The following is a 19,741-nucleotide window of genomic DNA, read 5'->3' as shown; positions in this document are numbered from 1 at the left end:
TGCCCTGCCCTCCCTCGGCTCCGGACATCCTACGTCCGGGGAGGGGCGGTGAAACTGACGGTGCGGCCCCTGTCACCTGGGACGGCGAACGCGAGCAGCCGCTCGCCCTCGTCGGCGAGCTCCTGCTCCTGCGCGTCGGTGAGCCAGTCGAAGGGCGACACGGTCAGCACCGCCGAGCCGCCGTGGCCCCGCTCGGTCAGCTTCCAGGTGCCGCGCACCGTGCCGTCCAGCAGGAAGGTGCCGGGAACCTGCCCGTTCTTGCTGGCCAGCCGCTTGCGGGTCTCTTCCGGTACGACCCGGGAGCGGTCGGCATGGGAGAGCACGAGGTTGTCGTACTCGGCCACGAAGCGCGCCGGCACCGGCAGCCCGGGCCCCGGCCGCGGCGCCTCCGGCAGGTCGAACAGCTCGCGCCCCGCCTCGTCCCTGAACACCCGGAGCTGCGGCCGCAGCCGCTCCAGCACCTCGCCGAGCCGGGTCAGCCCCGACCAGGTCTGCGCGTCGGCGGCCGACGCCGGACCGAAGGCGCCCAGATAGCGCAGCACATAGGTCTCCACGCAGGGCTCCACCGCGACCGGCCTGCCGAGCCAGTGCTCCACGGTGTCGTACGTGGGCCTGCCGCTCCTTCCCCACACCCCGCGCGGCGGGATCTGCACCACGGGCGCCAGCCGGTACGCGGTCTTGGCGAGCGTGTACGGGTCCTCGCCGGGCCACATCCCGCGCAGCTTCTCACCCAGCTCCGCGCTGGTCAGCGGCCCGCGGCGCAGCAGCTCCAGGCCGGCAGCCGCCACCTCCCGCGGGTCGGCGGCGACCTGCCCGCGCCGCAGCTCGCTCGCCACGAGACGCTCGTACACCGGCTTCGTCAGCGGCCTGAGCTGTACGAAGTCGCGCGCGCTGACCAGGTGGACGGTGCCGCGCATCACCCCGGCCCGCACGGCCCGGCGGTCCAGCAGGAGCTCGGAGAGCTGCTCGGGGCGGAAGCCCGCGAGCCTGGACCAGAGCCCGAAGTAGGGCGGGCGCGGCGCCTGGGCCTGGAGCCCCGCCAGGTGCTCTATCGCCTCCAGGGGTGCCATCTCGGCCCGCTCGGTGAGGAGTTGGCGCGCCAGGGTGGCCCTGCCGAGGGCCCGGCTGCTGAGAACGTCGGGGGACATGCAGGGAGTTTCCCCGACACGTGCCCCGCTTGGCCACGCCGAGCGGGGCACGTGTCTCCCGGTCCTGCGTCAGAACTGTCCGGTCGTCAGAACTTCACGTCGGAGCAGGAGTAGAAGGCGTTGCCGGTGTCCGCGATGTTCCACACGCCGAGGATCATGTGCCGGCCCTTCTTGCCCGCGGGGAGCTTGCCCTTGGCGCTCCACTTCGTCTCCGGCTGCTTGCCGTGCATCGGCACCTTCAGAAACGGCTTCTTCTCCAGGTCGGCGCGGGTGAGCGGCTTGCTCGGGTCCCAGCCGTCCTTGGTGATGTAGTACCGGAAGTCGGTGGTCCGGTGCGCGGCGGTGATCTGCCAGCCGAAGGTGTGGCTCTTGCCGGCCTGGAGCTTCGTGGTCGGCCACTTGCCGCCGCGCGGGTCGTCGAGCGCGCCGAAGCCGCCCTTGCCCGCGGAGCAGAGCTTCCCGTCCTCGGGTCCCTTCGCGGGGAATCCCTTGGGGCCCTCCACGCTCTGCGGCTCGTGCTGCACCGCGCCGCAGCCCGACACCTTGCCGTCGGCGCACTGCGACTGCCTGCTGGTGGGTGTCGTGCTGAAGCCGTGGCCCTGCGCGGACCCTGCGGTGAACATCAGGGCCGAGGCCCCGACGCCGAGTCCGGCGACTCCCGCGATGATCCTCTTGCGCATGCTCGCTCACTCCTGGTCGTTCGTGGGGGTGGGGGACCCGTACGGGGTCGTGGGGAACCCGTACGGGGTCCGCCGAGGGTGCTGTGGTCCGGACCGACCGGGAATCTAGGGACGGGGGCACGGCGGAGTCCAGGCCGATTGCCCGAAATGTCGCCGCTTCAGGCTCCCTTGAGGCCGCGTTGAGCCGCGGCTACGCCGTGATCGCCGGACCCGGCCCCGTACCCCCTCATGGACCGGTGTCGCGCCCCTCCCACGCCGAAAGCGGACATTGATGTATGGATGGTGCAAACGAGCATCGTGCACACCAGCATCGAGTCAGCCGTCGAGACGAGGAACAGCCTCCATGCGCCACTCCAGCTTCGCCGCCGAACTGCGGGACGCGGTCACCCCTCGGGCGTTCTTCCTGATGGTGGCCGTCTTCCTGGTGCAACTCGGCTTCCTGCTCTCCTACATCGGCTCCTTCCACCACCCCGAGCCGCACCGCATCCCCATCGCCGTCGCCGCCCCGCAGCAGGTCGCCGACAAGCTGGACGGGCTCCCCGGCGAACCGGTGCGCGCCACCGTCGTGAAGGGCGAGAAGGCCGCGGGCGACCGCATCATGCACCGCAAGGCCGAGGCCGCGTACGTGATGGACCCGAAGGGGAACGAGGACACCCTGCTGGTCGCCTCGGCAGCGGGCAGCTCGGTCACCCAGGCCGCGCAGGAGATCGGCAAGCAGACGGCGGCGGACCAGAAACGGGAGCTGCGCACCAAGGACATCGCCCCGGCGAACGCCGAGGACCACGGCAGCCTCACCGCGTTCTACCTGGTCATCGGCTGGCTGGTGGGCGGCTACCTGGCCGCCTCGATGCTCGGCGTCACAGCCGGGGCCCGCCCGGCCAACGTGCGCCGCGCCGTCATGCGGCTGCTGACCATGGCGGTGTACGGGGTGCTCTCCGGGATCGGCGGGGCGGTCATCGTCGGCCCCGTACTGGGCGCCCTGCCGGGGCACTTCTGGCAGCTCGCCGGACTGGGCGCGCTGATCGTCTTCGCCACGGGCGCCATGACCACCGCGCTCCAGGTGCTGTTCGGCGTGATCGGCATCGGGCTCGCCATCGTGATCTTCGTGGTGCTCGGCAACCCGAGCGCCGGCGGCGCCTACCAGGGCAGCATGATCCCGCCCTTCTGGCGCGTCATCGGCGAGTGGCTGCCACCGGGCGCGGGCACCCACGCCGTGCGCAACATCGTGTACTTCGACGCCAACGCGCTGGCCAAGCCCCTGTGGGTGCTCGCCGTGTGGGCCGCCGTCGGCATCGCCCTCGCCCTGCTCGGCGCGCTGCTCCACTTCCGCCGGCGGGACGTGCCCCTGGAGCGGATGCCGCTCGGACGCCCGATGGGCTGAGCCGCGCGCATCCCCCTCGGCCGGGACCCCTGAGCCGGGGCCGGCCAGCCGGAGGCAGTCAGCAGAGGGCCGGCCGGCCGGGGCCCGAGGGGGGCTTCCCCTCGCCGATACCCTTTCCACCGTGCGGAGTTGGCGTACGGACCGGAGGGGGACTCGGCGATGGACCCGCTGACAGCGGCCGCGACGATGCTGGTGAACTCGGCGCTCCAGACGGTGGGCTCCGAGGCGGTGCGCCCGCTGGGCGAGGGCCTGGGCGCGCTCGTCCGCAGACGCCTCGGCGGCGACGTACGGATGCCCGCCACCCAGGAGCAGGGCAGCGCCCTGGTGGAACGGCTGGTGCCCGCGCTGCGCGAGCACCCCTCCGACGCGGCCGCCGTCGAACTGCTCGCGCGCCTGGTCCCCGACCCGCAGGCCGTCGAGCGCCGGCCCGAGCCGCTGCGCCCCGCGCTGCCGACGACCCGTCACTTCACCGACAGGCGCCCCGCGTTCCGCGCGCTTGACCGCGAGCTGCGGCGTACGGGGCCCGGCGCGCGCGCCGCGGCGCTGTGGGGCCCGCCGGGGCACGGGGCCAGCGCCGTCGCCCTGCACTGGGCGGACGCGCGGCGGCAGGAGTTCCCCGACGGGGTGCTCCATGTCGACCTGCGCGGCGAGGGGGTCTCCAGCGCGCTCACCCGCACCCAGGTGCTGTACCGCCTGCTCGCGCAGCTCGGCGAGAAGCACGGCGACATCCCGGCCACGGCGGACGGCCGCCTGGCCCGCTACCGCGCGCTGCTCGACGGGCAGCGCCGCCTCGTCCTGCTGGACCACGCGCACTCGGCCGCCCAGGTGCGCGGGCTCCTCGTGGACGCGCCCGGCCTGATGACCGTGCTGGTCAGCCACCACGACCTGGCGCTGGACGAGGCCGGCGGCATCCCCGTCGGACCGCTCGGGCGGCGCGACGCGGCGAGGCTGCTGCGCCGGCTGGCGGGCAAGGAGCGCCTGGCGGGCAGCCGTTCCGCGGTGCGCAGGAGCGTGCGGCACTGCTCCGGCGTCCCGCTCGCCCTCACGGTGCTGGCCCGGCACGCGCGCCGCGCGCCGCGGCACGACTGGGCCCGCACGGCCGAGGGGCTGGCGGAAGGCGACGGCGCGGCGCACGAGCACGACCCCGTACAGGCGGTCCTGGCGCTGGTCTACCGCGATCTCCCGCCCCGCGCCGCCCGGTTGTACCGCCTGCTCGCACTCCGCGGCTGGCGCGACGTCGACGCGCGGGCCGCGGCGCGCGCCCTCGGCGACGCGGACGAGGAGGAGGCGGCCGGGCTCCTGGACACCCTCGCCGACCGGCTGCTCCTGGAGCGCGGCTCCGAGGAGGGCAGGCACCGCTTCCGTCCCGCCGCGCGCGAGCACGCCGAGCTCGCGGCCGCCGAGGACGAGGGCCCCGGCGGCCGCCGCGACGCCGAGCTGCGCCTGCTGGAGCACTACGGCGAACTGGCCGCGCGGAACGACTACTTGGCGCTGCCCTCCCGCTGGCGCCTCTTCGGGCGGTACGAGAAGCACGCGCGCAGCCACCCGCCGCACACCGTGACCGGGGAGCAGAGCGCCGCGGCACTCGCCGAGCTCGCCCGGGAGCGCGAGAACCTGCTCACCGCGGTCGCCGTCGCCGAAGAGTACGGCCGCGTCGAGGACGCCCTGGAGCTCTGCCAGTCGCTGTGGCCGCTCCTGTTGAAGGAGGGCGGGTACGGGGACCTGCTCGGCGCCATGGCCACCGGCGCGCGCCTGGCCGCCGAGCACCGCCCGGGCACGCCGGCCGAGGGCCGCATGCACACCCAGCACGCCTACGCGCTCAGCTTCCTCGGCAGGAGGGAGGAGGCAGCGGCGGCGTACGAGCGGGCGGCCCGCGCCGAACGGGAGGCCGGGCACCTGCGCGGAGCCGCCACCGCGGTGGAGGCGCTCGCCGTGCAGCGTCTGCACCAGTGGAACTACCCGGAGGCCGAGCGCCTGGTGAACGAGGCGTGGGAGCTCCTGGACGGCCTGGCCGAGGGCGACGAGGGCTTCGCCGACGTGCCGCGCGCCCGCGCGATCCTGCTCTACCACTCCGGCCGCGCGCACCGGGGGCTCAACGACAGGGAGGGCGCGCGGGCCCGCTTCGAGGAGGCCAGGCAGCGCTTCGCCGACCTGCCGACCCAGGAGGGCTTCAACGAGGCCAAGTGCCTGGTGGGCCTGGCCGGCACGCATCTGGACGAGGGCGAAGGGGCGGCCGCCGCCGCGCGGTTGGACGAGGCAGCGGCGGTGCTGGAGGCGTCCGGCGGCGCGGCCGAGGTCCGGCGGGAGATCGAGAAGCTGCGCGACCGCTGCCCCGGGTGAGCGCGTGCCGCGCGCGCCCGGCCGGGGAGGGGACACAGGCCCTCAGCGCAGGTGCACGCGTACCCGCCGCAGCACGGCCCCGGCCCGCACCGTCAGCGAACCCTCCAGCCCGGCCGCCGACTTCCCCGAGGCCAGCCACGCGTACAGCGCGGACACGGCCGCCGCCGCGTCCTCGGCGCCCGCAGCGGGCACGCCCTCGCCCCAGGTGAGCCGCAGCACCTCGCCCGACCGGCAGCGCACGGCCGTCCACCGCCCCTGCTCCGCGATGTACGCCGCGACCGCGCACTGCGGATGCCGCTCCAGCACCTCCGCCGTCCAGGCGTCCGGCGGACCGAGCCTGGGGTCCTCGGCGCCGCCCGAGCGCAGGATCACGTCGGCGAGCTCCAGCCTGCTCGGGTCGGCGGTCTCCTCGGACACGGCGGTGTGCGCTGCGCCCTCACCGCGCGGCTCCCGCGGCGGATCCGCGTACCGCCGCACCGCGACCTCCGGCGGCGACCCGCCCAGCAGCCGGGCCAGCACCCGCAACGGGGCGGTCCTGCGCGGCGGTTCGTACGGGGCGAGGGGAAGCGGCTCCAGCAGCGGCGGGCCCGGCGGCTCGGCGAGGCCGGCGAGGCGGTAGAAGCCGCGGCGCAGCCGGGCGGCCGCCTCCCCGGGAACCGAGGTCACCGCCTCCTCGACCCGGAGGCCCGCCTCGTCGCGAGACCCCCGCAGCGCCGCCTCGACCTGCGGAAGCAGCCGCCGCCCCGCGCGCAGCCGCGGCGCCGACCGTACGAAGGAGGCCACCGGCGAATCAGGGTCGAGCCCCGCGAGCGGCCCGGCGCCCAGCAGCACCGGCACGCCGAGCGCCGCCGCGTAGCAGGTCACGCTGCCGTGGTCGCCGAGTACGAGGTCGGCGCCGAGCAGTGCCTGCCGCCAGCCCTCCAGCGGGTCGATCAGCGTGAGCCCGGCCCGTGCGGCGCGGTCCAGCCACGCGCGCACCTGACCGGGACCGTGGCCGTGCCAGATGTTGGGGTGCAGCACGGCGGCCACCCGGTACTCGTCGGCCGGCAGCTCGGCCGTGAGCCGCGGCAGCAGCGAGGGCAGCACGTCACCGCCCTCGCCGTCTCCGCCGTCCCCGAACAACGACTCCGGGTTCCAGGTGGAGTTGAGCAGCACGAGGCGCTGGTCGGGCCCCACGCCGAGCGCCCTGCGGTGCCGTTCCCTGTAGGGGCGCGCCGCGAGCATCCGGTCGTAGCAGGGGTCACCGGCGACCTCCGCCGTCCCGGCCGCCTCGGGGCACGCGGAGCGCAGCCGGTCGAGCTGTTCGGGATGGGAGAGCACCGTGAGCGAGGCGATCGGCCGCCCCTCGTGGAGCAGCCATTCGGGAGAGAGCCCGAAGACGGGGGCGGGCTCGGGAGCGGGCGCAAGGCGTCCGGTGTCCGGTGTCCGGTGTCCGGTGTAGCCAGCCTTTTATTGTAGCCAACGCCGTGCGAGAGCACCGCCAACTTGCCCTGAATCCGGTGCAGTTGACCGCCGTAGCTCGCGCTGACCGCGAGGTCGACGGGCGTCCGTACGGCCTGTTCCCACGGCAGCACGGGCAGGCCCGCGGCGGCGAGCAGCTCGGGGACGCCGGACCGGAACGGGGAGGAGCCCGTGCACGTGGCCAGTAGCTGCACCCGCAGATCGTCGCGGAACAGCGGCAGCACATCGAGCAGTCGCGTGGCGGACGTCACATTGTGGACGACCAGCAGCACCCGCCGGCAGTCGCCGCGCGTGGCCCACCGGTGCGCCTGCGCCCCCACAGGGACCCGTATCCAGTCGTCCCCGCTCGTCTCGTCCCCGGTCATCCGGGAACCCTAAGCCGTGCCGCCCCGCACGCACGACGAAGGCCCCTCGCCTGTGCGAGGGGCCTTCGGAACAGGTGCGCCGCCAGGGACTCGAACCCCGGACCCACTGATTAAGAGTCAGTTGCTCTAACCAACTGAGCTAGCGGCGCCTGTGTGGTGTCCCCGCTCTCGGCGGCGACAACAGAAATACTACCCCCTTTTCAGGGGTGCTCGTGACCACCCCGGTGATCACCGCTCGCAGCCGCCCCGCGGCACCCGTGCGCCGCACGCTCAGAGCGACAGCGAGAGCATCACCGGCGCCGCCTTGCGGCTCAGCGTCTCGGCGGCCCTGCGCAGCCGGTGCGCGTTCTCCACCGGGAGGGAGAGCGCGAGGCAGCCGACCGAGGAGCCCGCCGTGATCGGGACCGCGGCGCACACGGTGCCGACCGCGTACTCCTGGAGGTCGAGGACGGGGACCGTCGGGGGCTGCCGCTCCAGGGTGTTCAGCAGCAGGCGCTCGTCGGTGATCGTCCGGGAGGTGAGCCTGGCCGCCTTGTGCCGCGAGAGGTGGTCCTTGCGGCCGTCGTGGTCGAGCTGTCCGAGCAGGCACTTGCCGATGGCGGTGGCGTGCACGGCGGAGCGGAAGTCCACCCACTGGTTGACCGCGGGGGTCTGCGGGCCGTCGGCGTACTGCGTGATCTCCAGCTCGCCGTCCTGATACCGGCTGTAGTAGACGGCGGCGCCGACCGTGTCGCGCAGCTCGGAGAGCGTGCGCTGGAGCCGGTCGCGGAGCGCGCGCTCGCGGTTGCCGCCGGAGCCGAGGAGCATGAGGGACTCGCCGACGACGTAGGAGCCCTCGGCGAGCTGCTCCAGGTAGTTCTCCCTGCGGAGCATCCGCAGGAGGTGGGTGAGGTGTCCCGGAGGCAGTCCGGTCTGCTGGGCCAGCGCGTCTTCGCTGATGCCGTCCCGGTGTCCGGCGACCGCCTCCAGCACGCGCAGGGCGTACTGCACCGAGTGGAACGGCGCGGTTGGCTCGGGCCTGAGCGCCACGGTGGCCTCCTTGGAGGGTGTGACCGTACACGCCGTGTCCACTGCGCAGTGCCACGGCCGTACGGTTCACGATAGCGGTCAAGTGCTGTGTTGCGCCGTGGCGTTGCTGCTTTCGGCATATGCCCTCGCCGATGCTTGCGTGCCGCAGGCCGTGCCTGGTAAGGCCCCCGGCCCCGTGTGCGGGGCCGGGGGCGGCGATCACAGGACCGCGCTGAGGAACTCCCTGGTCCGCTCGTGCTCCGGATCGCTGAAGATCTTCTCGGGCGCGCCGGACTCGATGACCCGGCCCGCGTCGAACATCAGCACGTCGTCGGAGATGTCGCGCGCGAAGTTCATCTCGTGCGTGACGCAGAGCATGGTGATGTCCGTGCTGTGCGCGATGTCCCGCAGCACGTCCAGCACTCCGGCCACCAGCTCGGGGTCGAGCGCCGAGGTGACCTCGTCCAGGAGCAGCACCTGCGGGCGCATGGCGAGCGCGCGGGCGATGGCCACCCGCTGCTGCTGCCCGCCGGAGAGCTGGTTCGGGTACTTGTCGATGTGCTCGGTCAGACCCACGAGTTCGAGCAGCTCGCGTGCGCGCTGCTCGGCCTCGTCCTTGGACAGCCCGAGGACGTGCACGGGCGCCTCGGTGATGTTTCGCAGCACCTTCATGTTGGGGAAGAGGTTGAACTGCTGGAAGACCATGCCGATGTGCTTGCGCACCTCGCGGGTGTGCTTCTCGCCCGCCGACACGAGCTTGCCGCCGCGGTCCTCGTGGGTGAGGTAGTCGCCGGCCACCTTGATGGTGCCCTCGTCCGGCTTCACCAGGGTCATGAGCAGCCGCAGGATCGTGGTCTTGCCGGATCCCGAGGGGCCGATGAGGGTCACGTGCTTGCCGGAGGCCACGTCGAAGCAGAGGTTGTCCAGCACGACGTTGCTGCCGAAGCGCTTCGTCACGTTGTCGAACCTGATCAGCTCGCTGCCGTCGACGGCGGGGTTCGCGGACTCCTCGGGGGAGGAGGCGGGCGGTGTGGTGTCAGCGGACAAGACGACGCTCCAAGGCTCGCATCAGCAGGGATGCCGGGTAGGCGATGAGGATGAAGGCGATGCCGACCACGGTGATCGGCTCGGTCGGCTGGAAGGTCTCCGCGCTGAACTGCCGGGCCTGTCCGAGCAGTTCGAGCACGCCGATCGTGGCGAGCATCGGCGAGTCCTTCAGCATCGCGATGACGTAGTTGCCCAGTGCCGGCACCACGCGGCGCACGGCCTGCGGCAGGATCACCGCTCCCCAGGTGCGGCCGCGCGGAAGGCTCAGCGCGGTCGCCGCCTCCCACTGCCCGGCCGGCACGCCCTCGATCCCGGCGCGGTACACCTCCGCGGTGTACGTGGAGTAGTGGAGGCCGAGACCGATCACGCCGGTGATCAGCGCCGAGAAGGTGATCCCCCACTCCGGCAGCACGAAATACAGGAAGAAGAGCTGCACCAGCAGCGGGGTGTTCCGGATGAACTCGGTGATCACGTTGACCGGCCAGCGCACGGCCTTGAAGGGGGAGCGCTGCGCGAGCGCCCACACCAGGCCGAGCGCGAAGGAGATCAGCGAACCGAGCACCAGCGCCTGGAGCGTGACCAGGACGCCGTCCCAGAAACGCGGCATGAAGTCCGCGACAGCGGACCAGTCGAAGGTCATACGGCACCTCCGCCGTGCGTGGCACGGGCCTGCTCGATCTCGCCCCGCGCGTCGAGCTTGCGCATCAGCAGACCGCGCTGCTCGGGCGGCTGCCCGATCCCCGCCTTCGCGTGCCGCTCCAGCACCCGCATGCCGCGGGTCAGGATGAACGCGAGCACGAAGTACATCACCAGGATGATCGTGTAGACCGGCGCGCTGTCGCCGATCGCGTTGCGCACCAGGTTGGCGCCGAAGGTGACGTCGCCGACGCCCACGACGGACACCAGCGCGGTGCCCTTGAGCAGCTCTATCAGCAGGTTGTTGAACGGCGGGACCATCTCGGGCAGCGCCTGCGGCAGCACGATCTTGGTGAGCCGCTGCCAGGGGGAGAAGCTCAGCGCGATGCCCGCCTCGCGCTGCGCGGGGGCCACCGCCGCGATCGCGCCGCGCACGATCTCGGATCCGTACGCGCCGTACGAGAGGCCCAGCGCGAGCACGGCGGCCCACATCGGCACGAGCTGCCAGCCGAAGGCGACGGGCAGGACGAAGAACATCCAGAACATCAGCACCAGGGCCGATGTCCCGCGGAAGATCTCCATGTAGGCGCCGGAGAGGAAGCGCACGATCCACAGCCGGTGCGTGCGCGCGATGCCGACGACGAAGGCGACGAGCGCGCCCAGCGCGGCGCTGTAGACGGTCAGCTGGACCGTCACCCATATCCCCTTGAGGAGCAGTTGCCACAGCCCCGGGGTCAGCTCGGTCATGCGCAGCGCTCCTTCGCCGTCATGGTCGTCATCTCCCCTTCGAGGAAGCCGAAGGGGCGCATGAGCCGCAGGAGTTCGCCGCTCTTCTTCATCTTGTGCAGCTCCGCGTTGAACGCGTCGCGGAGCTTCGACTGGCCCTTGCGGAACGCGAAGGCGCCGGTGCCCAGGTCCTTCTTGCCGTGCAGCGTCCCGGCGAACGGCTGGGTGTACTCGGTCTTCTTGTTGTCCGCCTGCTGTACGACGTTGCGCACGGTCACCGCCGTGCCCGCGAAGACGTCCGCCCTGCCCTGCTCCACCGCCAGCCGCCCGGCAAGCTGGTCCTGGAGCAGCATCATGTCGCCCTCTTTGATGCCGACGTCCTTGGCGTAGTCGATCTCCGCATAGCCGACGCCGGTCGCCATCCTGGCGCCCGTCTTCTTGATGTCCGCGTAATCGTGCAGATTCTTCGGATTTCCGCGGGGGACGATGAAGGAGTCCCGCATCTCGTATTCCGGATCGGCGAAGAGCACCTGGTCGCACCGCACCGGAGTGATGTACATTCCCGCGGCGATCACATCGAACTGCTGGGAGTTGAGACCGGCGATCAGCGAGTTGAACTCGGTCGGCAGCGGTTGCACATGGGCGACGCCCAGCCGCTTGAAGATGACCCGCGCAATGGCCGGCGAAGAGCCGGTCAGTTCCCCGTTCTTGTCGATGTAGCTGTAGGGCTGCTCCCCGGCTATCCCGAGTCGCACCGTGCCCTGGGCTCTGAGCCGCTCCAGCAGATCGCCCCCGCTGTTCTCCGCCGCGCTGGAGACCCGGCTGCAGGCGGTGGTCGCCCCGAGCGCGACCACCGCTGCCGAGGACGCCGCCCCTGCGAGCAGGGACCGGCGGCCGAAACCTCTTCCGTTAATTCCGGTTGTGTTCCCTCGTGGTGGAGCCATGGGCGCGCGGCTACCCGGTTACCGGAACAACATGCCGATCGTTTCCGGCCCTTGATGCCTCCGCGACCAAGGTGGTTCCTGCGAAGGTATTGACACGGGAATGGCGCTCGGGTAACTGGAATGCTCAACTTCCGCGCATTCTCACCGTTTTCCCGTTCTTGGTCCGCTTTCCCGCCGTCACCCCGCGACGGAAGCGGTCACCTCATTCACGCCGGGCCCGGGAATGTCCGCCGCCCCCGCCTCGTACAGCGCGTGCGCCGCGCGGAGCACGAGCGCGTCCTCGTGTCGCGCGGCCACCAGCTGCACGCCGATGGGCAGCCCTTCACCGTCCGTGCCGCAGGGCACCGAAGCGGCGGGCTGCTGCGTCATGTTGAAGGGGTAGGTGAACGGGGTCCAGCCGGTCCAGCGGCTGTAGGAAGCGCCCTCCGGCACCTCGCGTCCAGCCCCGAACGCGGTGCCCGGCATGGTCGGCGTCACCAGCAGGTCGTACGCCTGGTGGAACTCGCCCATGGTCCGGCCCATCGCCATGCGCACGTCCACGGCGGCGAGGTAGTCCAACGCGCTGTAGGCGGCGCCCTGTTCGCAGATCTCCCGCAGCCCCGGGTCCAGCGCGTCCCGCTGCTCCTTGCCGAAGTGCTGTGTCACCCGCGCCGCGCCGCTGAACCACAGGGTGTGGAACGCCTCGGTGCAGTCCGGGATCTGCGGGTCGGCCTCCACCACCTCGGCGCCCAGCGCCGCGAGCCGGTCCACGGCGCGGCCCACCGCCTCGGCCACGGCGGGGTCCACCTCGTACCCGCCCAGGGTGGGGGAGTACGCGATCCGCAGCCCGCGCACCCCGCCCCCGAGACCGTCCCTGAAACTGCCCGTACGGGGCCCGAGATGGGACCAGTCGCGCGGGTCGGGGTCGCTGACCACGTCCATGAGCAGCGCGGCGTCGGCGGCGTCCCGGGTCATCGGGCCGACGTGCGCGAGGGTCCCGAAGGCGCTGGCCGGGTAGAGCGGGATCCGCCCGTAGGTGGGCTTGAGCGCGAAGATCCCGCAGAAGGAGGCCGGGATGCGCACCGAGCCCCCGCCGTCGGTCCCGAGCGTCAGCGGCCCCGCGCCCATGGCCACGGCCGCCGCGCCCCCGCCGCTGGATCCCCCCGACGTACGGGAAGGGTCGTACGGGTTCCCCGTGACCCCGTGCCGGGGCGAGTCGGTGACCCCCTTCCACGCGAACTCCGGGGTGGTGGTCTTGCCGAGGATCACCGCGTTGTGCTCCTTGACCCGCGCGACCGAGGGGGCGTCCTCGTCCTGCGGCGCGTCCTCGCCGATGGCCCAGGACCCCTTGTACGTGGGGGCGCCGCGCAGCAGCAGGATGTCCTTCACGGTGAGCGGCACCCCGTCGAGCAGCCCCTGGGGCGCGCCGCGCTCCCAGCGTTCGGCGCTGGCCCGCGCCTGGGTCAGGGCCGCCTCGGGGTCGATCCGCACGAAGGCGTTCACCCGCTCCCGCGCCTCCTCGGCGCGGGCGAGCGCGGCCCGCGCGGCGTCCACGGGGGAGAAGTCCCCCGCCTCGTATCCGGCGAGCAGCGATGCCGCGGTCAGGGAGCTGAGGTCCAGGTCCGGCATGTCATGTCCTTCCGCGAAGATCCGGCGGGGTCCCGCAGGAAAGCTAGGAGCGGGAGGCCCGCCGGCGGAAGAGGCGCGCGGGCCCCGGACGATCGCCGGCGGTGGCCTCAGCCGCCCGGTACGTAGCCGAGCCCCTTGTCCACGACGTTGCGCAGCGGCTCGCCGGCCTCCCAGCGGTCGAAGTTGTCGAGGAACTGCCGGGCCAGATCGTCCCGCCAGCCCACGGTGTCGCCGCTCATGTGCGGGGAGATCAGCAGCCCCGGCGCGTCCCACAACGGGCTTTCCTCGGGCAGCGGCTCCTCCGCGAACACGTCCAGCGCGGCGCCCGCGATCTGCTCGCCGGCCAGCGCGTCGGCCAGCGCGTCCTCGACGACGTGCGCGCCGCGGCCCACGTTGATGAACCGCGCGTCCTGCTTCATCCGCGCGAAGGCGCCGGCGCCGAACAGCCCGCGCGACTCCTCGGTCAGCGGTGCCACGCACACCACCCAGTCCGCCTCGGGCAGCAGCGCGTCCAGCGAACCGATGGCGTGCACCGTGCCGAACTCCGGGTCGCCCGTGCGCTCGCGCCGCCCCACGAGTTCCACGCCGACACCGAGTGCCGTGAGCGTTCGGCCGATCGCCCTGCCGATGGGTCCCGAGCCGACCACGACGGCCTTCGTGCCGCCCACGCGAATTGTCTCCCGGTGCCGCCAACGCCGTTGTCGCTGCAATTCCCAAGTTCCGTGGAAATCTTTGGCCATGGCTAGTACAAGTCCGGCTACGTATTCCGCAATGGGCTGGTCGAACACCCCACGGGCATTCGTGACGACCGTGTCGGGGGATTCGCCCAGCTCGGGAAGGAGCCGGTCGACACCGGCGCTCGGCGTGTGAACCCAGCGCGGCCTCGGACCGCCGCCGGGCCACGCCTCGCGCACCGCGTCGGAGAGGAAGTCCCACACCAACAGCACGTCGGCGTGCGGGAGATGGTCCGCCAGGTCCTTCTCGTCGGCGTGCACCACACGGGCACGCCCGTGCAGCCTGTCGAGCCGGGGCAGCGGCTCCGCATCGAGGACGAGGACGCGGGGTTCGGACATCGGCGGGAAACCTTTTCGCAACGGAGGTGCGGTGGACTGTGCGAGGTCGCGCGAGGAAGCCCGCGATGCAGGGCGGGGCCTTTTGAGGGATACGAGGATTGACCACGGTAGGGAGCGCAAACTACCTTCGTCAACAAAGGCATCTGTCCCTGCGTCCCGGCTTCCGACCGGCGTGTTCCTTTTCTTCCTTCGGCTTCTCACTTGGCTTCTGGCCGCGCAGGCCACCCCTCCGTTCTTTGGGGCTCGAAATGGATGTCTCCTTCCTCGGCGGACCGCAGCCGCAGCGTGGCGTCGGAATCGTCGCGCCGTTCGACTTCGCCCTCGACCGCGAGCTGTGGCGCTGGGTGCCGGATGACGTGTCGCTGCACCTCACCCGCACCCCGTTCGTCCCCGTCGAGGTCAGCCTCGACCTGGCACGGCTGGTGAGCGAGCACGAGACGCTGCGCGAGGCCGTGCGGGCGCTGTGCGCCGTGGCGCCCGAAGTCGTCGCGTACGCCTGCTCCTCGGGCAGCTTCGTCGCGGGTACGGCGGGCGAGCGCGCGATGTCCGCCGCGATGACCCAGGCGGGCGAGATCCCCGCGCTGACCACCTCGGGCGCGCTGCTCGACGCGCTGCACGAGCTCGACGCGCACCGCATCGCGGTGGTGACCCCCTACACGAAGTCGGTGACCGACTCGCTGGAGGACTTCATCGGCGAGGCGGGCGTTGCCGTGACCGGGCGCAGCTATCTGGGGCTCACCGGCGAGATCTGGCGCGTGCCCTACCGGGACGTGGTGGAGATGGCGCGCGCCGCCGTCGCCGAGGGCAGCCCCGACGCGCTGTTCATCAGCTGCACCAACCTCCCGACGTACGACGTGATTCCGCAGCTGGAGGCCGAGCTGCGGATGCCGGTGCTCTCGGCGAACCAGGTGACCGTGTGGGCCGCGCTGCGCCGCATGGGCAAGCAGGCCGTCGGCCCGTACCAGGCGCTGCTCGACCCGGTGGCCCGACGCGGCCCGGCGGCGATGAACCCCGCGCCGCCCGCCGACCCCTACGGGGAGAGCCTCGGCACCGACCCGTACGCCCCCGCCCCCTACGGGGTGGAGCCCTGCGGCGCCGTCGACACCGGCGAAGCGGCCGAGGGCGTCGAGAGCCCCGCGGCCCCGCAGGCCCCCGAGGACCTCGGCGGGCAGCAGCCCCCGGTCTGACCGGGGCGCACACCTCGTACGACGGGGCCCACCCCTCGTACAGCAGCACACGAGACCGGCGGCCCGCACACGGCGCCGGCGACCGGCACACGCACCAGCGACGGAGGCGCATATGGCGAACGCGGCTGACCACACCAAGGCGGTCGGATTCCTCTACCCCGGCTATTCGGCCGAGGACGACTACCCGCGCCTGGAGCGGATCCTGAACGCCGCGGGCGCTGGGGTACGGCTGCCGCTGGTGCACACCGACATCGGCGAGGACGCCCACCGGGTGGACGCGCTGCTGGAGATGGGGTCGGCCGCGCGCCTCGCCGCGCGGGTCGAGGAGGTCAAGAAGGAGAACGTGCAGGCCGTGGTGTGGGCCTGCACCAGCGCCAGCTTCGTCTTCGGCTGGGACGGCGCGCACGACCAGGTGCGGGAGCTGTCGCTGACCGCGGGACTCCCGGCGTCCAGCACGTCGTTCGCGTTCGCGGGGGCCGTGCGGGAGCTGGGGGTGGAGCGGGTCGCGGTGGCCGCCACGTATCCGGAGGACGTGGCCTCGCTCTTCGCCGCGTTCCTCAAGGCGGCCGGCGCCGAGGTCGTCTCCATGCGCGGCAGCGGCATCATCACCGCGGCCGAGGTCGGCACCTGGGGCAAGGAGGAGGTGCTCGCGATGGCCCGCGCGGGCGACCACCCCGAGGCCCAGGCCGTGCTGCTCCCCGACACCGCGCTGCACACCGCGGCCTGGATCCCCGACCTCGAAGCGGAGCTGGGCAAGCCCGTGCTGACCGCCAACCAGGTCACCGCGCGGGAGGGCCTGCGCCTCCTCGACGTACAGGTGCGCTGCCCGGAGCTGGGCCGCCTCTTCACCTGAGGGGCCCTTAGGGGAGCCCCTGCCCCTAGGGGAACCCCTGCCCCTAGGGGAGAACCCTTCCCGTAAGGGGAAACCCTGCCCCTAGGGGGAGACCCGCCCCCTAGGGGAGCCCCCGGGCCCCGTCCCTCCGTGTCGCGTCGCACACCGCCCCCGGGGAAGAGATCGCCGCCGCCCGCCGTTGTCCCTGCCGGACCACGCGAGACCATCGCGACACCATCCGGAGAGAGGCGGACCCACGTGACGGGCGAGGAGCGGGACGGCGACGGCAGCGTCCAGAGCGACGGCATCCGGGGTACGGCGCACGGCACGGCCCCCGTGCCGCTGTCCGTGCTGGACCTGGTCAACGTCGGTACGGGCTACGGCTCGGCCGACGCGCTGCGGGCCGCGACGGAGACCGCGCGGCTCGCCGAGCGGCGCGGCTTCACCCGCTACTGGGTCGCCGAGCACCACTCGATGCCCGGCGTCGCCAGCTCCTCGCCCGCGGTGATCCTCTCCCACCTCGCCGCCCACACCGAGCGGATCAGGCTCGGCTCCGGCGGCGTGATGCTGCCCAACCACGCCCCGCTGGTGATCGCCGAGCAGTTCGGCACCCTGGAGGCCTTCGCGCCGGGCCGCATCGACCTGGGCCTGGGCAGGGCGCCCGGCACGGACGGCGCGACGGCGGCCGCGCTGCGCAGGACCGAGCGGCTCCAGGAGGGCGCCGATGAATTCCCGCAGCAGCTCGCGGAGTTGATCCGCTTCCTGGACGACGACTTCCCCGACGGCCACCGCTATGCGCGGATCCACGCCGTGCCGGGCCCGGTGCAGGGCGGCGACGTGACCACGCCGCAGGTGTGGCTGCTGGGCTCCTCGGGCTTCAGCGCGCAGCTCGCGGGGCAGCTCGGTCTGCCCTTCGCCTTCGCGCACCACTTCTCCAGCCACAACACGATGCCGGCGCTGGACCTCTACCGCGAGAGCTTCCGCCCCTCCGCCGTGCTCGACGAGCCGTACACGCTGATCGGCGCCGCCGCGCTGGCCGCCGACGAGGAGCGCGAGGCGCACCGCCAGGTGCTGACCGGGGCGCTGTCCATGCTGCGGCTGCGCACCGGACGTCCCGGCCTGATGCCCACGCCGGAGGAGGCCGAGGCGTACCCGTTCAGCGAGATGGAGCGGGACTTCGTGGACAAGTGGCTGGGCAACGTCACCTACGGCACCCCGGACGCGGTGCGGGAGGGCCTGAACGCGCTCGCCAAGCGCACCGGCGCCGACGAGCTGATGCTCACGGCCAACGCGCACACGCCCGCGGCGCGGGTGCGGTCCCTGGAACTGGTCTCCGAGGCCTACGAGTTGCCGCACCTTGCCTGACGGCGCCTCGTAAGGCCGGACCGACTTGGACCGGTCGTGGCCGCTAGTGCAGCAGCTTGTCGATGTACTCCGGCGCCATCGGCTTCGCGTAGTGCCAGCCCTGGCCCGTGTCGCAGCCGATGCGCCGGAGCCGGTCGGCCTGCGCCTGGCCCTCCACGCACTCGGCGGTCACCGTGAGCCCGAGCTTGTGCGCGAGCTGCACCAGCGCGGCCACGATCGTCTCGTCCGCGGGGTTGGAGTGCCGCGCCGTGCGGAAGCCCTGCACGAAGGTGCCGTCCAGCTTGAGCACCCGTACGGGCAGCCTGCTCAGGTAGGCGAGGTTGGAATAGCCGGTGCCGAAGTCGTCGATGGCGATGCGCACGCCCATGTCGCTCAGCGCGTGCAGCGCCTCCAGCGGACGGCCGCCGGAGCCCATCACCGCCGACTCGGTCAGCTCCAGCTGGAGCAGCCCCGAGGGCAGCCCCGTCTCGCGCAGGATCTCCCGCACGTCGGCCACCAGGTCGGAGTCCCACACCTGCCGTACGGCCACGTTCACGCTCACGAACAGCGGCGGTCCCGGGTGCTCGTCCATCCACCTGCGGGCCTGGCGGCACGATTCCGCAAGGACCCAGCGGCCGAGCTGCACGATGGCGCCGTTCTCCTCGGCGAGCCCGATGAACCGGTTCGGCCCGAGGGTGCCGAAGCGCGGGTGCCGCCAGCGCACCAGCGCCTCCACGCCGCGCAGGGTCTCGTCCTCGAAGCCCACGATGGGCTGGTACTCCAGCGTGAACTCGTCCCGCTCGATCGCCCCGCGCAGCGTGCTGGCCAGCTCCTGGCGGGTCATCCGGTGCGCGTTCCGCTCCGGGTCGAAGAGGGTCCAGCGGTCGCGGCCGTCGGCCTTCGCCCAATACAGCGTGGTGTCGGCGGCCTGCATCAGCTCGGTGGGCCCGGTGTGGGCTGCCTCCCGCTCGACCACGCCGATGCTCGCCGACACCGCGAGCCGCGAGCCGTTCAGATCGAACGGTTTGCGCAGCTCGGCCTGCACGGCCTCGGCGAGGGAGGAGAGCTGTTCCGTGCCCGCCGAGCTCTCCACGAGCAGCGCGAACTCATCGCCGCCGAGCCGCGCGACCAGGTGGCCCCGGCCCTCGCCGTCCTCGGCGCAGCCGGCCAGCCGCCGGGCCACCGCGCACAGCAGCTCGTCGCCGGCGCGGTGCCCGAAGGTGTCGTTGACCGCCTTGAACCCGTCCAGGTCCAGGTAGCAGAGGCCGACCCGGCCCGTGGCGCTCTCGCCGAGCGCGGTGGCCAGCCGCTCGAAGAACAGCGCCCTGTTGGGCAGCCGGGTCACCGGATCGTGCATCTGCAGGTGCCGCAGCCGCTCCTGGAGGTCGTGGCGCTCGCTGGCGTCGGCCACCGTCAGCAGCGCCTCGCCGCCCCGCGAGGTCGGGGTCAGCGCCACGTCGGCCCACAGCGTGTGGCCGTCGGCGTGCTTGAGCCTGCTCGTGCTGCTCATCCTGTCGCTGCGCCCGCACAGCACCTCGTGGCAGGCGCGGCGCGCGTGCTGGTCGGGGGCGATCCCGGCGAGCTCGGCGACCGGCACGGCGGCCAGCGTCTCGGCGCGCACCCCGAGCAGGGTGCCCAGCGCCCGGTTCGCCGACCGTACGAGGCCGTCCCGCCCGACGATGGCCATGGGGAGCTGCGCGGCGTGGAAGGCGGCGCGGTAGTCGCTGATCGGGGGGCGTCCCCTGCGCCCGCGCCTGACGCGTTCTCCAATACTCTCCGTGATGGTTTGCGCTGGTGTTCCGGGGGCGTGGCCGGGGCTCTCGCCCGGCCCTTCGAGGGGTCCGTTCACCGATCGCTCCCACGGGGGACTCGATTCGTGCGGACAGGACCGGCGGCGGAACTGTGCCGTCCGGAAGCGGGTCCGCGCTGGAAATGTGCCGATCATAGAGGCAGCCGGGAGG

Annotated in this window: 16 protein-coding genes and 1 tRNA gene; 5 read left to right on the top strand and 12 right to left on the bottom strand. The window is 72.7% G+C overall.

What is annotated here, in order from left to right; translation table 11 throughout:
- Window positions 1-29: 29 nt before the first annotated feature.
- Together ABEE00_RS29670 and ABEE00_RS29665 are read right to left on the bottom strand one after the other, a co-directional pair.
- Window positions 30-1,148, bottom strand: a complete 1,119-nt coding sequence (locus ABEE00_RS29670) for a winged helix DNA-binding domain-containing protein (RefSeq protein WP_345748814.1) — start codon at window positions 1,146-1,148, stop codon at window positions 30-32.
- 86 nt (window positions 1,149-1,234) lie between these two features.
- On the bottom strand, window positions 1,235-1,828 hold the full coding sequence (locus ABEE00_RS29665; RefSeq protein ID WP_345748813.1) for a lytic polysaccharide monooxygenase auxiliary activity family 9 protein: 594 nt from the start codon (window positions 1,826-1,828) through the stop codon (window positions 1,235-1,237).
- Window positions 1,829-2,171: 343 nt separating this feature from the next.
- Here ABEE00_RS29665 and ABEE00_RS29660 point away from each other — a divergent pair, with 343 nt between their 5' ends.
- Together ABEE00_RS29660 and ABEE00_RS29655 are read left to right on the top strand one after the other, a co-directional pair.
- A complete protein-coding gene (locus ABEE00_RS29660; RefSeq protein WP_345748812.1) occupies window positions 2,172-3,209 on the top strand; it encodes a DUF3533 domain-containing protein in 1,038 nt (345 codons plus the stop codon).
- 129 nt (window positions 3,210-3,338) lie between these two features.
- The gene (locus ABEE00_RS29655) at window positions 3,339-5,549 is read left to right on the top strand and encodes a tetratricopeptide repeat protein (RefSeq protein ID WP_345748811.1); all 2,211 of its coding nucleotides are present in this window, start codon (window positions 3,339-3,341) and stop codon (window positions 5,547-5,549) included.
- Window positions 5,550-5,591: 42 nt separating this feature from the next.
- On the opposite strand, the gene ABEE00_RS29650 is transcribed toward ABEE00_RS29655, so the two are convergent.
- The 9 genes from ABEE00_RS29650 to ABEE00_RS29610 all read right to left on the bottom strand — a co-directional run bounded on the left by ABEE00_RS29650 (window position 5,592) and on the right by ABEE00_RS29610 (window position 14,417).
- Entirely contained in the window at window positions 5,592-6,869 is a 1,278-nt protein-coding gene (locus tag ABEE00_RS29650) for a hypothetical protein (protein ID WP_345748810.1), read from the bottom strand.
- A gap of 581 nt (window positions 6,870-7,450) precedes the next feature.
- A tRNA-Lys gene (locus ABEE00_RS29645) sits at window positions 7,451-7,524 on the bottom strand.
- 121 nt (window positions 7,525-7,645) lie between these two features.
- Window positions 7,646-8,404: an IclR family transcriptional regulator gene (locus ABEE00_RS29640; RefSeq protein WP_345748809.1), complete on the bottom strand. Its 759-nt coding sequence runs from the start codon at window positions 8,402-8,404 to the stop codon at window positions 7,646-7,648.
- Window positions 8,405-8,602: 198 nt separating this feature from the next.
- Window positions 8,603-9,430 carry an ectoine/hydroxyectoine ABC transporter ATP-binding protein EhuA gene (ehuA, locus tag ABEE00_RS29635; protein WP_345748808.1) on the bottom strand — a complete coding sequence of 276 codons (828 nt, stop codon included), beginning with the start codon at window positions 9,428-9,430 and terminating at the stop codon, window positions 8,603-8,605.
- Window positions 9,420-10,070, bottom strand: coding sequence for an ectoine/hydroxyectoine ABC transporter permease subunit EhuD (gene ehuD / locus ABEE00_RS29630; protein WP_345748807.1), 651 nt, complete (start codon window positions 10,068-10,070; stop codon window positions 9,420-9,422). The genes ehuA and ehuD overlap by 11 nt, the downstream gene beginning before the upstream one ends.
- On the bottom strand, window positions 10,067-10,813 hold the full coding sequence (gene ehuC, locus ABEE00_RS29625) for an ectoine/hydroxyectoine ABC transporter permease subunit EhuC (protein ID WP_345748806.1): 747 nt from the start codon (window positions 10,811-10,813) through the stop codon (window positions 10,067-10,069). The genes ehuD and ehuC overlap by 4 nt, the downstream gene beginning before the upstream one ends.
- Entirely contained in the window at window positions 10,810-11,736 is a 927-nt protein-coding gene (ehuB, locus tag ABEE00_RS29620) for an ectoine/hydroxyectoine ABC transporter substrate-binding protein EhuB (protein ID WP_345748805.1), read from the bottom strand. Before ehuB ends, ehuC begins: the two co-directional genes overlap by 4 nt.
- Before the next feature lie 177 nt (window positions 11,737-11,913).
- Entirely contained in the window at window positions 11,914-13,344 is a 1,431-nt protein-coding gene (locus ABEE00_RS29615) for an amidase (protein ID WP_345748804.1), read from the bottom strand.
- A 107-nt stretch (window positions 13,345-13,451) separates the two neighbouring features.
- Window positions 13,452-14,417, bottom strand: coding sequence for a D-2-hydroxyacid dehydrogenase (locus ABEE00_RS29610; RefSeq protein WP_345748803.1), 966 nt, complete (start codon window positions 14,415-14,417; stop codon window positions 13,452-13,454).
- Between the two features lie 248 nt (window positions 14,418-14,665).
- Between ABEE00_RS29610 and ABEE00_RS29605 the strand changes: the two genes are divergently transcribed.
- The 3 genes from ABEE00_RS29605 to ABEE00_RS29595 all read left to right on the top strand — a co-directional run bounded on the left by ABEE00_RS29605 (window position 14,666) and on the right by ABEE00_RS29595 (window position 17,801).
- Window positions 14,666-15,604, top strand: coding sequence for a maleate cis-trans isomerase family protein (locus tag ABEE00_RS29605; protein ID WP_345748802.1), 939 nt, complete (start codon window positions 14,666-14,668; stop codon window positions 15,602-15,604).
- Between the two features lie 112 nt (window positions 15,605-15,716).
- Window positions 15,717-16,457, top strand: a complete 741-nt coding sequence (locus ABEE00_RS29600) for a maleate cis-trans isomerase family protein (RefSeq protein ID WP_345748801.1) — start codon at window positions 15,717-15,719, stop codon at window positions 16,455-16,457.
- 237 nt (window positions 16,458-16,694) lie between these two features.
- Window positions 16,695-17,801 (top strand): LLM class flavin-dependent oxidoreductase, encoded by a 1,107-nt coding sequence (locus ABEE00_RS29595; RefSeq protein ID WP_345748800.1) that lies wholly within the window; start codon window positions 16,695-16,697, stop codon window positions 17,799-17,801.
- A gap of 43 nt (window positions 17,802-17,844) precedes the next feature.
- Here ABEE00_RS29595 and ABEE00_RS29590 read toward each other — a convergent pair whose 3' ends face one another.
- The gene (locus ABEE00_RS29590) at window positions 17,845-19,629 is read right to left on the bottom strand and encodes a putative bifunctional diguanylate cyclase/phosphodiesterase (protein ID WP_451918693.1); all 1,785 of its coding nucleotides are present in this window, start codon (window positions 19,627-19,629) and stop codon (window positions 17,845-17,847) included.
- Window positions 19,630-19,741 lie beyond the last annotated feature (112 nt).

It is taken from the genome of Streptomyces odontomachicola (genome assembly GCF_039605595.1).
Taxonomy (GTDB): Bacteria; Actinomycetota; Actinomycetes; order Streptomycetales; family Streptomycetaceae; genus Streptomyces.
The sequence above is the reverse complement of the archived record's forward strand: the minus strand, read 5'-3'. Positions and strand labels throughout refer to the sequence as shown.

Excerpts from the sequence above, each read along its gene's own strand:
- ABEE00_RS29670 (WP_345748814.1), bottom strand. The coding sequence starts at position 1,148 with ATGTCCCCCGACGTTCTCAGCAGCCGGGCCCTCGGCAGGGCCACCCTG.
- ABEE00_RS29665 (WP_345748813.1), bottom strand. The coding sequence starts at position 1,828 with ATGCGCAAGAGGATCATCGCGGGAGTCGCCGGACTCGGCGTCGGGGCC.
- ABEE00_RS29660 (WP_345748812.1), top strand. The coding sequence starts at position 2,172 with ATGCGCCACTCCAGCTTCGCCGCCGAACTGCGGGACGCGGTCACCCCT.
- ehuD (WP_345748807.1), bottom strand. The coding sequence starts at position 10,070 with ATGACCTTCGACTGGTCCGCTGTCGCGGACTTCATGCCGCGTTTCTGG.
- ehuC (WP_345748806.1), bottom strand. The coding sequence starts at position 10,813 with ATGACCGAGCTGACCCCGGGGCTGTGGCAACTGCTCCTCAAGGGGATA.
- ehuB (WP_345748805.1), bottom strand. The coding sequence starts at position 11,736 with ATGGCTCCACCACGAGGGAACACAACCGGAATTAACGGAAGAGGTTTC.
- ABEE00_RS29615 (WP_345748804.1), bottom strand. The coding sequence starts at position 13,344 with ATGCCGGACCTGGACCTCAGCTCCCTGACCGCGGCATCGCTGCTCGCC.
- ABEE00_RS29610 (WP_345748803.1), bottom strand. The coding sequence starts at position 14,417 with ATGTCCGAACCCCGCGTCCTCGTCCTCGATGCGGAGCCGCTGCCCCGG.
- ABEE00_RS29605 (WP_345748802.1), top strand. The coding sequence starts at position 14,666 with ATGGATGTCTCCTTCCTCGGCGGACCGCAGCCGCAGCGTGGCGTCGGA.
- ABEE00_RS29600 (WP_345748801.1), top strand. The coding sequence starts at position 15,717 with ATGGCGAACGCGGCTGACCACACCAAGGCGGTCGGATTCCTCTACCCC.